The sequence below is a fragment of the Microcoleus sp. D3_18_C4 genome (assembly GCF_036702355.1).
Lineage (GTDB): Bacteria > Cyanobacteriota > Cyanobacteriia > Cyanobacteriales > Microcoleaceae > Microcoleus.
Genome location: NZ_JAUBTF010000007.1, coordinates 67,226 through 82,869, shown reverse-complemented (window position 1 = coordinate 82,869; position 15,644 = coordinate 67,226). Strand labels below are relative to the sequence as shown.

General features: G+C 44.1%; 7 protein-coding genes. 4 read left to right on the top strand and 3 right to left on the bottom strand.

Annotated features, from left to right (window positions below; translation table 11 throughout):
* Window positions 1-81: 81 nt before the first annotated feature.
* Window positions 82-8,310: an FkbM family methyltransferase gene (locus tag QUA90_RS05415; protein WP_333444235.1), complete on the bottom strand. Its 8,229-nt coding sequence runs from the start codon at window positions 8,308-8,310 to the stop codon at window positions 82-84.
* Window positions 8,311-8,868: 558 nt separating this feature from the next.
* On the opposite strand from QUA90_RS05415, the gene ftsH3 reads away from it, so the two are divergent.
* The 4 genes from ftsH3 (at window position 8,869) to QUA90_RS05395 (ending at window position 12,701) form a co-directional block, all read left to right on the top strand.
* Window positions 8,869-10,707 (top strand): ATP-dependent zinc metalloprotease FtsH3, encoded by a 1,839-nt coding sequence (gene ftsH3, locus QUA90_RS05410; protein ID WP_006633639.1) that lies wholly within the window; start codon window positions 8,869-8,871, stop codon window positions 10,705-10,707.
* Between the two features lie 156 nt (window positions 10,708-10,863).
* Window positions 10,864-11,049 (top strand): hypothetical protein, encoded by a 186-nt coding sequence (locus tag QUA90_RS05405; RefSeq protein WP_333444233.1) that lies wholly within the window; start codon window positions 10,864-10,866, stop codon window positions 11,047-11,049.
* Window positions 11,050-11,439: 390 nt separating this feature from the next.
* Window positions 11,440-12,078 carry a bifunctional 4-hydroxy-2-oxoglutarate aldolase/2-dehydro-3-deoxy-phosphogluconate aldolase gene (locus QUA90_RS05400; RefSeq protein ID WP_333444231.1) on the top strand — a complete coding sequence of 213 codons (639 nt, stop codon included), beginning with the start codon at window positions 11,440-11,442 and terminating at the stop codon, window positions 12,076-12,078.
* Between the two features lie 101 nt (window positions 12,079-12,179).
* A complete protein-coding gene (locus QUA90_RS05395) occupies window positions 12,180-12,701 on the top strand; it encodes a L,D-transpeptidase (protein ID WP_333444229.1) in 522 nt (173 codons plus the stop codon).
* 138 nt (window positions 12,702-12,839) lie between these two features.
* Here the strand turns inward: QUA90_RS05395 and QUA90_RS05390 are convergent, their stop codons facing one another.
* Both QUA90_RS05390 and QUA90_RS05385 read right to left on the bottom strand, forming a co-directional pair.
* Window positions 12,840-13,667, bottom strand: coding sequence for a DUF1963 domain-containing protein (locus tag QUA90_RS05390; protein ID WP_333444227.1), 828 nt, complete (start codon window positions 13,665-13,667; stop codon window positions 12,840-12,842).
* A gap of 73 nt (window positions 13,668-13,740) precedes the next feature.
* Window positions 13,741-15,330, bottom strand: a complete 1,590-nt coding sequence (locus QUA90_RS05385; RefSeq protein WP_333444225.1) for an Hsp70 family protein — start codon at window positions 15,328-15,330, stop codon at window positions 13,741-13,743.
* Between the last annotated feature and the right edge of the window lie 314 nt (window positions 15,331-15,644).

Here is a 15,644-nt window from a genome sequence, read left to right as displayed (position 1 = left end):
CATAAGCGTCTTCGCGGTTGGTTTCCATCCTGAGATTTGAGATTAGCAACTAATCCCAAATCTCAAAACCTGCGCCTTTCATCACCCAACAGCCACCTTAACCGCACCCCCAGCCAACTGCTCGTAATCCTCCAACAACCACGCAGGCAAACAAGTCTTCGCATCCTGAACCCGCAACTGTCCAGGGCGACAATACAGCATCGCCGCCAACAAATTATTCACAGCTTGAGGCGTTCCAAACCCTTTACTCAACTCAACAACCAAGGACTTAAAAAACGCGCGCTCGCTCTCATTCTGCGGCTCGTTAATAAACCCGCTGCCCAACATTGCTTTGTAACCCTTGCCAAAATCGCTCCGGTACAAAACTTCTACTTGTTCGCCGGAAACGCTCAGCCACAAATCGGCAATTTGCTTACGAATTTGTCGCAAATCTGCTATTACCAATTCAGCCGTAGGGTCAATTTCATAGAGATTGACGGCAGCAGTTAATTCATTGAGAAACTGCGGCATATAATCTTGTTTGACCACTGTTTGTTCTGTGGTCGCAAATGCGCTTTCAAACACCTTTTCATAATCTTCAAGCAACCACTGCGGCAAGCGGGTGCGAGCATCGGGAACCCGCATTTTACCAGGAACAAAATACAGCATCGCCCCCAGCAGAGCATTGATAGCTTGAGGCTGCACCAACCCTTTGCTCATTTCAGTCAATTTGTGCAAAAACTGCTGTTCGACTTCAGTCATCGATTCTGCTTGCAAGCCGCAGCTAAGAAGTGCTTGATATCCCTTGCGAACTTGTCCTAGGTAAAAATTTTCTAGTTTCTCTGAAGGAACAGTCAGCCAAAAATCAGCCATTTGTTTTCTGATTTGGCGGAGTTCCAAAACTACCGATTCGTCTGACGGATCGATGCGGTAAAGATTGACGCATCCTAACAGTTGATTCACAAATTGCGGCGATTGAATGTATTGAGCGAGCAAGTCAGAAGTTGAATCAGACTTGACGGCGGCTTCACTCTCAAAAACTTGTTCGTAATCCCCAATTAACCAGTGCGGCAAACGGTTGCGAGCGTCGGGAATTCGCATAGTTTCCGGCGGGAAATATAGCATCGCGGCAAGCAAGGCGTTGACAGCTTTGGGATGGACTAATCCTTTGCTAATCTGGGTTAATTGCTGCAAAAACATTTGTTCGCTTTCCATCATCGGTTGACGTTGGAAATCGCTCTTTAGCAGAATTTGATAGCTGTTACCTGAAGCACTTTTGTAGGCGGTTTCGAGATTTTCCGTGGGAACGTTCAGCCAAAAATCAGCGATTTGTTTGCGGATTTGACGCAATTCGGATATGGCTGAGATGTTTGAGGAGTTTCGTTGGTAAAGCTTGAGGGCATTCGAGAGCATCTCGCCCAAATCTGTCTGCTTGGGAATGCTATCCTGTAAGCTGCGGGATGCTTCCAGGTGGCTGGCTTGCCATTTGCCAAAGAGTTCTTGGAATAATTTGCCGATCGCCCCCGAGTATGCAACACTGTCAAAACAAGCCGGATTAGCTTGCATTTTCTGCTGAATTTCCTGGCGATAGCGTTGCCGAAGTTCACGATTAGTGCCGAGAGTAACTGCTAGCTGAATGTAAGATGCTTCGCTATTGGCAATTAAATCCGGCATAGAGAGCGATCGTACCACCGCCGCCCCCATTCTTGATCGCAAAGTATCGCCATCCCTAACCACCGTTGGAAGTCCCACCTCTAACGGATCTACAAGAGAAGTAGTCCCCGCATAGGGATAGGAATCCAAATAAACATCCCCCAACTTCAGAACTTCTTTAACATCCGCACGGTTAGGAAAACTCTTCAACACCCGCAAACGGTTACTCTCAATGCCATACTTAGCAAAAACGGCTTTCATATTATTTACAAAAGCCCCCCCAGGATAATGATTAGTCCAGCTAGGGCCGAAGGGCATTAAAAACAGCACAGAATTAGGAACAGCAGCAATAATTTTTGCCCATGTTTCCCTTAACTCCGGCAGTAGCTTATACAAATTAGCACTTGAAATAAAGACAACCGATTCCTCGGAAATGCCGATACTATTTCTGGTGAAATTAATGTTAGGGGTGTAAGGTTCGAGGGTATAGCTAAAACAGCAACCAGGCCCGTCAATAGTTGCTAATTCCTCGCGATAATGCTCCTGTCCTTCAGGTGCAGGTTCCATCAACTTACCAGCAATGTAATAGTCAATGTGTCGAATTCCTGTGGTAACGGGAGAATTAAAACAGGTAGTTTGTACCCGCGCCAATCGATGCAATGCTAGTAAACTAATCGGATGAGTAACCGCAGTAATATTAGTAGCAATCAGCAGAATATCTAAGTCATCAGCCCGGATTGTCTGAACTTGACTTGGCAAGTCATTAGACAGTTTAACCAGTCTGTCAGCGCGACTCTGACAATACTGTTCTAGTTTATTCCCGTCGAGATTGAGAGCGTATAAAATAATTTCAAATTGCTCTCGATTCAGATATTCAAAAGCGGGTAACGTGGCGAAAGTTTCCGTCATCGCCGCAAAATGTTTAGTCAGCACACCGAGGCGAATTTTCTGCCTGTTTGCAGGTCGAGCCGGAAAAATGCAATCAATCGCAGCCCCACGATTTTTCACGGCATATTCAATAATATCTGCCCGCTTTGTGTAGATATCCTTGAGATTTTTACTGTTGAAGTACAGAGGAATAAAGTTAGCACTTTGAGTGAAAAACCAAGCGATGTCCTGCCAAACTTGTGAGTTTGGGTTCTTGAAGATATTGCTATGCAAATAACTGACCCATCCCTGGACATACCGGCAATAATTGTCAGCCTCTCCTATTTCTTGAAAGAGAGTAGGCGCAGCAAACATAAATTTGAGATAGTCGTTGACAAACCAATTAGGTATAGCTGCCTTTTCATAGTTCAGCAGTAACTGATCTGCACGACGATAGAGGGCGGCTGCCAGTAGGTAGTTAATATCTTTGGGAGTTTTAACTCCCTGGGAGAGATGTGCTGCTAGTTGATCGATAACAGTCTTTTCGGCATCTGTCAGCGCTTCATCTTTGATATTGCTGTTTAGCAGTAGCTGCTGCGCCTTACCAGCATCACCGCCATAGGCATTTGCCACTTGTTCTGCAGGCAGATTCAGCCAATAATTGGCAAGTTGCTGCCGGGATTGGCGGAGGTTAGCGAGGTTTACTTCATTAGCTTGGTCTTTTTGATACTCTCCCACATATTGGGACAGCAAAGTTAAAAATTGTTCGGGTTTGTTAAATTCCACTAATTCATTAGCAATTAAATTGCCGTGTTGCTGCAAAATTTGCTGTGACCAACGCACTTCTTCTGGTTTGTAAAGTTGAGAGTGTAGGTGAATAATTGTGGCTCTCATTAAGTCTAATTTTGGGCGATCGCCTGCCATTTTTTGGGTTCTGCTAGAGCCGTCGCCGTGCTGCCTGTAATAGAGATAAGGCTTAGGTAATCGATCGCCTAACCAGCCTTTTTCATAGGCAGAAATCCAAAATTCCCAATCTTCGCATCCCAGCTTCATCACTTTTTTCAACCCGCCTACTTGCTCGTAAATCTCCCTTCTAAAGAGCGAAGTAGCAGGGGCTTGATTGTCTATCAAAAACCGATTAGCATCAAAGTCACCGTGAACAACTAAATCGCAGTTTGCTCCGAAATGTTGCACATCTGTATAGACAAAACCAACCTTGGGCTTTGCTAATAAAATTTCCACGCACTCCTCTAAAAATTTGGGATGAATTTTATCATCAGCATCTAGGAATAAAATAAACTTTCCTGACGACTGCTGAACGCCAAGATTTCTCGAATCAGCGGGTCCCGTGTTGGGTTTATCTATGAGGCGAAGCGATTTTTGAGGATACAGTTTAATTAAATATTTTCCGAAGTTGCTGGTATCATCAGTGCTGCCATCATTGACAATGATGCACTCCCAGTTTGGATAAGTTTGACTGACAACACTTTCAACAGCTTCTCTGAGTAAAGTTGCGTGATTGTAGCAGGGAATGATTACGCTGACGAGTGTTTCTGCGGAGGTGCGGAAGGGCATGGCATTTAGTTGTGATGGAGAGATTGAAACAGGTAATGTAGTGGCTGGTTTTACACCTCGGCGGGTGATCCCATATTCATCCCATATTTGCCGAGTTTCTTGCTGCGATATTGGCGATGAATGTTCCAAGCCTTGTGGATTTTCGCAGTACAAGCCGAGAATTTCTGGCAAGTGGACAATATTTTCGCTTTTGCCAATCCGCAGCCAAAATTCGTAATCGCCAGCAGCCGTAAATTCGGTTCGGAAATAGCCGTATTTTTCGTGCAGCGATTGTCTCCACATCGGCTGGGGGCCAATAATGCAGCGCCGTTCGAGTTCGCTGTAGTCAAAGGCTGGCCAATTCCAGCGCTTTTCTGCTTGGGTTTTGACAAAAGTATCGTTGGCTGTGCTGGTGATTAATTGGTCAGCATAAACCAGACTTACTTCGGCATTTTCATCCAAGTATTTCGCCATGATTTCTAGGGCATCGGGGCGGTGTCTGTCATCGGTATTAGCATTAGTCATGTAAGCTCCGCGCGACATCTTAATGCCTCGATTCCAGGCTGCATATAATGTCTCGCGTTCAGAAGTGCGATCGTACACAATATTCGGATATTTCGCTTGAAATTCCCGCACAACAGACTGTTCATTTTCTTGGGAACCGCTGTCAATTACTATGATTTCGAGTTGACCTTGTTTGTACAGCGTTTGCTCTACTAAGTCCTGCAAGCAGCCGCGGATAAATTTTTCGGAATTGTAAGTAGAAACGATCGCAGATACTTTAAAAGCGGAGGGGACAGGCTGGGAGTTCTCAGCATTCCCGAATTCCCCCTGCAAGCCTGCATCAGTTGGCTGTTGAACGGAAGCATTCTCCGAATGTGCGCGCTCAGCTACTTGAAGCAAAAGTGAGCTAACAGTTGCAGCCATTTTCGACCAAGAAAACTTATTAGCTTGCTCTAACCCCGCCGCAATTAATGAGTTGCGGATATTGGGCTTCTGTATTTCCCGCAAAGCATTGACAAGCCCAATAACATCATCCCCGTTTACATAAACCGCTGCTTGTCCTGCTACTTCTGGAATCGAACCGTTTGGAGAGGTGATGACTGGACAACCGCAAGCCATTGCCTCAAGGACTGGCAACCCAAAGCCTTCATATTTCGACGGATAAACTAACACGGAAGCACCAGAATAAGCAGCTCTCAGCTCGCTGTCGCTTAGTTGCAGCGTGTGGACAGTATTCCCAGAACAGTACAATTCCAGCTCTGGTTCTAATATAGGTTTGCCACCTGCACAGACTATATCAAAGTCAAACTTGTTGGCAAGTTGAGAAAAGGCTTTGAAGAATAATATCCCGTTCTTGTAACCATGCCAGCCTACCCTTTCGCCTACCAAAAGAAAATAGGGCTTGGTAATGCTGTATTTTGACTTAAATCCTGAAATTTCTTCTCTATCGGCTGGCGAAAAATTGGCATCAATGCCACAGTGCGCTACAGCGACAGAACTTGAAGGAATATGAGGAAAAACCTTAACTAAATCGCGGGCTGTATTTTCGGAAATGGTGATGTAAGCCCAGGCATGGCGGATACCGTTATGCTTTTCTCTCCACTCGGGATGACCAATATTTTGTCCCATCAACTCTGGGATCATGTCATAGGCCATGAATACCGATGGCGTTGAAATTGGTGTCGTGTAGTAAGTAGAAATAAATAAATCGGCTTTTTCTTCATCGCAGATTTGTTGGAGCATCGCGCGATCGCGATCGGTATTACCGTAATCGTAAAGGGGAATAGTTCGATAACGGATACCGGGAATTTTTGGGGCAGTTCCGTTTCGATCTAAAATGATAATATTTTGAGCAAAGTTCGTATTGGCCCATTCTTGCCAGAGGGATTTCCAAACGCGAGCAATACCTGTATTATTATGTTGAAAAAATACACCATCAATGAGAATTGTCGGAGATTTTTGACTAGGCTTAACAGCAAGTGCAGGTAAAGGAGACACAGTTTTAAATTGCCACCTTTTTGTACTAATATCTCGTTGTGCAATGGGTTCGACTCCACAGGCGATCGCGCTATTGACTTGACTCTCATCATTAACCCAATCAAAGTATTGACGCAATAACACAGGAAATTGAGTCTGTTGTTGCAGATTCAACCATTGGGAAGTCGCATTTTTATAACCATAATATTGCTCTTTAAAGCGCAATTGATTCGGGGTAACGTAGGCAAAATGTTGGAAAACCAACCCCTCTTTTTCGGTTTCTTGATGTCGAAAAGGATTAACAAACGCGACATCACGCCATTTACCGTTAGGTAAGGGTTCCGCTAATCTGGGCGGTTCATGGGTTGCCCATACCATACCTGGTTTAAAACGCCAAGTGCGTAGCCATTCATATTGAGGATTATTTGCATAACAATTACGAGTGCTAATAACTAAATTTTCCCCAACAAAATACCAACACCAATAAAAAGCCGCTGTTTTTTCAGGATGTTCAATAAACATCTGTCGAGTTTGGCAAATCTGCTCAAAAGTCCAGAGCTCATCTACATCAATTTGCCACAATAAACACTCTTCAGAAATCCGGGAAAGAGGAGCATTTATCATTTCTCGTTTCCCTTCCCAAAATTCGCCTTCTGGCTTACGATAAATGCTAATATTTTGGGGATAAAGACGAGCCAGTTCATCTAAATATTCGGTAGTCCCATCCAGGCTGCGTCCGTCGCGATGAACATCATCAGAAATGTTACCGCCCAGATTGACACTCCAAGCCGTATCATGTTTTAAATCTGCCACCCCCTCGACAATATGCCAGTGCCATCGAAAGGGTAATTTTTTCAATACATCAATATGATAACGGATGAACGGTTCACCATTGAGAACAATGGTAAAGAAATGAAGGGGAAGTGATGGAAACGCAATATAATTTTCATAGAAAGCATTAGAGTTGACAACTGCTCCACCAATCGCACCCGTTTTTTCTATACAATGACACTCATAACCATTAGCCATGAGTAAATCAAAAGTTTCTTTGGCGGTGTGCTGCATTCCCTCTAACATTTTTTGAGAGATTTCAAACTGAATAAACTCAATTGCTTTTCTTGCTAAAAGATTCAGGCAACCATTAAGAACATCACTTTCAGCTCCTTCTACATCGATTTTTAAGTAATCAATTTTCTCAATATTATGTTTTTGACAAAATGAATCAACTGTAATCGCGCTAACGGTTTCGCTTTTTACAATAGGTACATATTCCTGGGGATTTTCGGGATTTTCCATCTGCGGTCTGCCGATGCTGTTCCAAACCGAAAACTCATCAGGAAATTCATTAAATTCAATCAGTTTATTCTCGGAAAATACTGCATTCTGAAACACGAAAATATTCTGATTATTTTCTGTTCGTCCTTTAAGTGTATTAAAAGTATTTGAAGTCGGCTCAAATGAATATACTTTTCCTTCACGTCCGACTAAATTACTAAACAAAAGAGAATAGTTACCAATATTTGCTCCAATGTCGAAAACAGTCATCCCTTGACGAACTAATCTTTGTACAAGCCGTTGTTCGATTTGTTCTTCATTAAACGCAAATTTTTCTTGCTGGAAAATGGCATAACCATTTCGCAGATGAAGATTATGCAATAAGAGTTTATAATTAGGATCTTTGAGAAGTCTATGGTAATTTTTATGGTTTTTAAAGGTATTAATATCATCTAGCAATATAAATTTAGCCCCATAGACTTCATCTAATTCAGCTTCCCCGGTAAATTCCGAACCATCTATTAAGACAACATCAAAAAAAATGATTTTATTTTCTGATTTTATTTGCTTAATTCCTGCCTGAGACACTCTAGAATCTTGGAGATATTTTAGGTCTTGTCGGAGCCACTCTAAAACTCGTTCTAGGGGGTATTGGTTCAATGCAGTTTGGTAAGAATTATAAAAATCAATAACTTCTTTTTCTCGAGCAAATTTATTAATTCCTACTGACGAGACATTATAACATTTTACAAAGCCGTCCTTAGCATATCTGTTTTGTAATGCGGTAAATCTTGCCTGGGAAATTTCCATGCAAAAAAGTTGAGGATGATGGGGATTTTCTCTAATTCCTGTGACAAATGCTTCTGTACTTCCCTCGCCGGAAGATGACCCTATTTCTAAAATGGTTTGGATATCTTCTTCTTTCGCTATTTGTTTAATAGCCTGATAAAATTGATCGTACTTAATTTCTGCGGGAATAATTTGATTGATTTCTGAAGTCATGATCGAATGTTCTCCTTAATTCATTGTGCTATTAATCTGGGAATGCGTTTTCTCAAAAAAACCTTGAAGTCAAATTAAGTTACGAAAGAAAGCTGGTTTTTGAGCTCAGACTATTGAGGTAAATGACGATTTTTGGTAAACGCACTTGGTTTCTGGGTCAGTCCTACTTTACCTTACTTAAGAGTTTAAGAGAACTTACGCGTCACTACCAAAGAAACCGGATTTTTCACTCCAATTAAAGACTCAAGTGCAGTATTTCCGTCAACAAACCCGGTTTCTGCATGGCTATTTAACCGAAAAAGGGATTAACGCGATCGCCACCACTTTTGAAAAAATTGACAAATTCTGTCTTATAGTGTATGAGGAAACGCAAAAATTAGGACAACACCCGAATCTCCTGACGCCGCGCAGGGCAGTTCCGTTCCCGCGACCTCAGACCGCCACAGCATGGCCGGGATTCCTCACCACACAAAAACAAGTTACAATTACGTTAAGATTGATGAACATAAATAAAAATTCCCAAATCACAGGGACTAAAAATTAGGAGGATCGACCTCGGTGAATAAACGGTGGAGAAACGCTGGCCTGTACGCACTGCTGGCTATTGTAGTCATTGCCTTAGCAACGGCTTTTTTTGACAAACAGCCCCCAAGCCGCGAAGTTTGGAAGTACAGTCAATTCATTCAGGAAGTCGAAGGCAAGAGAGTAGACAAAATAAATATCAGTTCAGATCGCAGCAAAGCCCTGGTCACAGCCCAGGACGGCAACAAGGTACTCGTTAACCTGCCGAACGACCCCGAACTGATCAACATCCTGACCAAAAATAACGTAGATATTTCAGTTCTGCCCCAAAGCGACGAAGGCTTCTGGGTAAAAGCCCTCAGCAGCCTGTTCTTCCCGATTCTGCTTTTGGTCGGACTGTTTTTCCTGGTGCGGCGCGCCCAAAACGGGCCCGGCAACCAAGCCATGAACTTCGGCAAATCCAAAGCTAGAGTCCAAATGGAGCCACAAACTCAGGTGACTTTCGGCGACGTGGCCGGCATCGAACAAGCCAAGCTAGAACTCGCAGAAGTCGTGGACTTCCTGAAAAATGCAGACCGCTTCACTGCTGTCGGAGCAAAAATCCCCAAAGGCGTGCTGCTGGTCGGCCCTCCCGGAACTGGCAAAACCCTGCTGGCAAAAGCAGTGGCTGGAGAAGCAGGCGTTCCCTTCTTCTCGATTTCCGGTTCAGAATTTGTGGAAATGTTCGTGGGTGTCGGTGCTTCCCGCGTCCGCGACTTGTTTGAACAAGCTAAATCGAACGCTCCTTGTATCGTATTTATCGATGAAATTGACGCCGTAGGCCGCCAGCGGGGCGCTGGTTTGGGCGGTGGTAACGACGAACGGGAACAAACCCTGAACCAGTTGCTGACCGAAATGGACGGCTTTGAGGGCAATACGGGCATCATTCTGATTGCTGCCACGAACCGCCCCGATGTGCTCGATGCGGCGCTGCTGCGTCCGGGTCGCTTCGATCGCCAAGTTGTGGTCGATCGCCCCGACTTCGGAGGCCGCCTAGAAATTCTCAACGTTCACGCCCGCGGCAAAACTTTGTCGAAAGACGTGGACTTGGAAAAAATCGCCCGCCGGACACCCGGTTTCACAGGTGCGGATTTGTCCAACCTACTCAACGAAGCAGCAATTTTAGCCGCCCGCCGCAACTTGACCGAAGTCTCGATGGATGAAGTCAACGATGCGATCGACCGCGTGCTCGCAGGCCCAGAAAAGAAAGACCGCGTGATGAGCGAAAAGCGCAAAACTTTGGTAGCTTACCACGAAGCCGGTCACGCTTTAGTCGGCGCGCTGATGCCCGACTATGACCCCGTGCAGAAAATTAGCATTATCCCCCGCGGCCGCGCTGGCGGTTTGACTTGGTTCACACCAAGCGAAGATCGGATGGATTCTGGCTTGTATTCTCGCTCTTACTTGCAAAATCAAATGGCGGTAGCTTTGGGCGGCCGCATTGCTGAAGAAATTGTCTTCGGCGAAGAAGAAGTAACAACCGGTGCGTCGAACGACTTGCAGCAAGTGGCAAGAGTAGCACGCCAAATGGTGACTCGCTTCGGAATGAGCGATCGGCTAGGCCCTGTAGCTCTCGGTCGCCAACAAGGCAATATGTTCATGGGTCGCGATATCATGGCTGAACGCGATTTCTCTGAAGAAACCGCAGCGACGATCGACGATGAAGTGCGTTTGTTGGTAGAGCAAGCTTACCGTCGCGCTAAAGATGTACTCGTCGGCAACCGCCATGTCCTTAATGCTTTGGCAGATATGCTAGTTGAAAAGGAAACTGTGGATGCTGATGAATTGCAAAATTTGTTAGCTAATAGCGATGTGAAAATGGCGACGATCGCCTAATCAATTTTGGATTTTGGATTTTGGATTTTAGATTAAATCTAAAGTTTGAAATCAATAATTGGGGTGATTCTGGGATTGTCTGGAATCGCCCCGATTTTTTTATGAGTGCGATCGATTTTAGATTTTAAATTTTGGATTTTAGATTAAATCTAAAGAATGACCAAGCAATCAGACATTCAACATACCCTTTTCCTCAAGCTGGCGCTTAACTTCTTCCCAGGGAAATCTTCTTTCATCTTTTCTATATTCAATAATCCGACAGTCCTCAACATCCTCCCAGAGTTCGTCTGGGTACTGGAAGTCAAGCAGCACCGCGACTTTTTAGCCTTGAGAATCAACTAATATCAAATCCGTTGGCATCGTCCTGTATTCCTCTCTCTCTTCCCTTTCTCTGTATCCTCTGTGTCAAGAGCGGTTTCATCATTCCGATACAACAGGAATTGATATAAAAACTGAAAGTCTGTCTGTTCGCCGCATTCAGCCAGCACGTCAGCTCAAAAATCTCTGTAGTTTTTGAGGTTAACAATTGCAGCGGTTTTGTTGCCTAGATTGTCCGTTAAAAATTGAACGCCGCACATATTGTAATTGGCCATATATCGAAGTTAGCAACCTGTATTAAAATTAGAGGCGAGTCAGAATGATATGAGTTTCAAATTTGGGATATGCCCAATTTAAAATCCTTCGACTGAGCACGCCGAATTCTAAAATCTAAAATCTAAAATCTAAAATTGTATGAATCATCAATCTTGGTTGACAAAACTAAAAAAACACCGTGCGATCGCAGTCATCCGTTCCTCCGAAAAAGAACTCGCTCGGCAGATGGCAAAAGCGGTAGCAGCAGGAGGAATCCAGTTTATTGAAATTACTTGGAATACCCACAAAGCCGCTGAATTAATTGCCGAACTCCGGTCTGAATTCCCTACTTTTAGTATTGGCACTGGCACTTTATTAAACTTAGAAGAGTTGCAGCAAGCAATAGATTGTGGCGCTCAATTTCTGTTTACTCCGCACACCGATTTAGCTATGATTAAAACAGCAGTTGACGCCGGAGTGCCGATCGTCCCCGGTGCTTTTTCTCCCACGGAAATTGTAACCGCGTGGCAAGCAGGCGCTACCTGCGTTAAAGTGTTTCCGATATCGGCTTTGGGAGGCGCGGCTTACCTGAAAAGCCTGCAAGGCCCCCTGGGAAACATTCCTTTAATTCCCACTGGCGGGGTGACGCTGGAAAATGCGAAAGTATTTATTGACGCTGGGGCGATCGCCGTTGGTTTAGCCGGAGACTTATTTCCTAAACACTTAGTAGAAAATCGCGATTGGCGCGCGATCGTCCAAATTGCCCGAACTCTCTCCCAAAACTTAACAACTTGTTAAGTCCAGTTTCCAAATCCCACATTTCAAATCTACAATCTAAAATAGGACAAGCCCATCTAAAATCTAAAATCTAAAATCTAAAATAGTACGAGGTGTGAGAAATGAACAGCATTATTAACTCAATTTACTTCCGCCGCGCTGGAACTTTCTGTGCCTGCTGCGCCCTCACTTTGGCTACATTCTGCGGCGGTTCAATGACCGCATTTGCCAGCGAACAGCACAACATAATTGCCAATAAAATTATGCTGTTGCAGCAATCCAGCGAACGCTGGATAGAAATAGATTTGTCCAGACAAAGGTTAATAGCTTGGGAAGGAAATACACCCGTTTATGCGGTGATTATTTCCAGCGGCAAATCATCGACTCCCACCCGCACGGGAACCTTTGCCGTTGAAACCAAACACCGCGTTACTAGAATGACTGGGCCGGACTACGACGTGCCCGACGTTCCCTATACAATGTATTACGACGGAGGCATGGCAATTCACGGCGCTTACTGGCACAATTTGTTTGGCAATCCCGTTACTCACGGCTGCACAAATGTAGCTGTCAATCACGCTAAATGGCTATTTGAATGGGCCTCGGTGGGCACACCCGTGGTGGTGCACAAATCTCAGGTTTAGGGCATGGGGAATTGGGCATCGGGCATCGGGCATCGGGCATAGTCAAACACTATTCAATCTGTTAGAACCCCGACTTCTTAAAGAAGTCGGGGTTCTGGGTACTATGTTTTTTTAGGTGTGCTTACTTAACTGCTGCTTTTAACAACAATCCCAATTGTATAAAACTTTACTAAAATCTAATTCTCTGAGTGCTGATTCATCAATAAAAAAGTTACCGACACCACTGTCTCCCCACATGATATCTACTGTCTCATTGGCATCGCTATCCATTTGGAATAGAAGAATGTCTAGCTTTTGTTTTTGCTCAGATGTATTACTATATTTTCTTACGTCGTCTTGTGTAAAATAAGGATAACCACCTATTTTATGACCACAGGAATGCGATGTTTCTCGGTACTCATCCTCAATTTCAGGGTTCCTAAATAACTCATGGATTTCCGAGCCTAAGAGTTCGGTAAATTTGTAGTCAATGGTACTAATCGGCGCATATTTTTTAGTAAATTGCAAGCCGCAACAACCCTGAACAGGAAAATATTCTGGTTCCGGCAAAAAATCATAATTGGTAATAATCTTTTCCACTTTGAAGTCGGGATGAGGAAAATAGATTATTTTGAATTGGTCTTCGATTGTATGATTATCTGCATTGACCGAATTGTCCAAATTTAAACCATATAGGTCATCGTCAGCTATATAGAACTGTAAGATGCCCCGATCGGGAAAACCATCTAAAGGCGGTACTTCATCAAAGTTGAGTTGCGCTAGCAAAAATAAATATTTACCGTCAGGAGTTTTTGGATACTCAAAGCCTTTAGGTAAATAGGGCAATCCCCCAAATTTACTTTGCCACCAATTAACGTCATCATTATTCTGGGTTTGAATTTCGATGTAAGGTTTAATGGTAGCTTCGATTCGGTCGCGATACTTTTCTAGTTCAGGAGAGAGTGGACATTCTAGTTTGTAGTTCATCTGCTTCTAACACTTTGTTTTGAACGCAATCACTAGGGTGCGCCGAAGCGCACCTTAACTGTAAAGTCTATCCTTAACTTAGCTGCACCACTGGTTTATCCTCTAACAAAGTTTCATTTGTCAGCAAATCTTCCACGGTAATTCGCAAAAAGCGCTGTTCGTCAACGCGGAAGAAGATTTTGATGCGATCGCTCCCCGGATACCCAGGTGGCGTCAATTGAGCGATGCTGCGGGCTCCTTCTTTATCATTTAGGGGCTGTACCGATGTTTGGCCCGCGAGTTGGCGAGTAATTAGTCTGTCGCCATCAAAATATATCTCCGTGCCGCCAGTTTCCGCTCCCAATTCGCCGATAATTAATTCTATACTTGGCTGACTTTCTAAAGAAGCTCCCAAGACTAATTCTACGGGTTCGCTCATCGGATAAGACTGGCCGGATTTGATTAAACTGTGCCAACTGTGGCAATTGTCGCGGCGGTTCCAGTAGCGAATGCCGTAACTGTGATAGAGAAAATCTTTGATTTCTATGCCTTGACTCAGTTGCAGAGCACCTTGGGCGATCGCCTCAAAGGGTTTGTCGCAGCGAATTTTTGCCGGATCGAAATATTGCTGCACCCAACGCCCGACAGCGGGAATTTGTACAGTACCGCCAACTAGCAAAACTGCATCGATATCGCCAATTTCTAAGCCTTGGCGCCGCGCTTGCTGCAATACTTGATTCATGCACTCGTCTAGTTTGTCAAAAAATTGATGTTCCGCGAGGATAGATTCAAAACGACTTCGGTCTAATTCTAATTCGTAACTCTCAAAATTTTCGTCATCAAAATAAACCTCAACTGCCTGATTTACTAAAGACAACTGAATCTTTAACCGTTCTGCTAATCTCGTTGTAATCGGAGATTTTGCCAGCCCTTTTGTTTGAACAAAATAGTCAACCAGCCAATTATCAATATCAGAACCGCCTAAATTTTGTCCGGCTTTAGCCAAAACCCGGGCAACTTTTGTTTTTTGCGCTGAAGATTCAGCTAATAGCTTTTCGCCCCACTTAAGAATAAAACCGAGGGGCTTTTTGTTGGAGGAAGCGTCCAAACGCACCAAAGAAAGATCGAGAGTTCCGCCGCCGAAATCAATGACTAACAGATTTTCGCGATCGGCTAAACCGTAACCCAAAGCAGCCGCCGTAGGTTCGTCCAACATCCGCACCTGTTCTACTTCGAGAGATTGAGACACTTTGCCCAACCAATGGCGGTAAGCTTCAAAACTATCTACAGGCACTGTAAAAATCAAAGAGTCGATCGGCAAAGGCAGTTCGCGAATTGAGTTTACAATTTGGCTCAAATACCACTCGCCTACTTGTTCAAAAGTAATAAGTTGCTCGTCAAGTTCCGGCACAAAACCCTGAACTGAAGTGCCAATTCCCCGCTTAAAATTGCGAAAAAATCGAGAATCTCCACTCAAATCCAGGCCTTTGTCGCGGACTTGCTGACCGAGTATGACTTTACTTTGAGCAGCGTCCTCAACGTAGAGTAAACTGGGAATTAGGGGCGGATTTTGAGCCGAGATTGCCGACAATCCCGGTAATTTCAAAGTTTCGGGCTGCTGGAGGACTTGATTCCAGCGAGCGACGACGGTGTTGCTAGTTCCAAAGTCAATTGCGATCGTCATTCAGCCAAAATACACAGCTACTAGGGATTAGATTATATTATGTTATTTAGAGCCGCAAATGCAAATAGATTCTCAAATTGTGCTTGAATAAAGATTTTGTTACAACCGGAACAGCTTTCGCGGCGGAGTCTTCAATTTTGTGCAACTGCCTATTTTTATTTACAACCAATAAGCGCCACTTTTATAAGCGGCACAAAACTCATCCCCTTTTAGATTTTATATTAAAACCTTGAGAATGACTAACTGCATAAGGGTTGGGAATTTGGGCATAAAGTTGTATTGTTTCTTGAAAATGGTATAATCTCTCCGCCGTC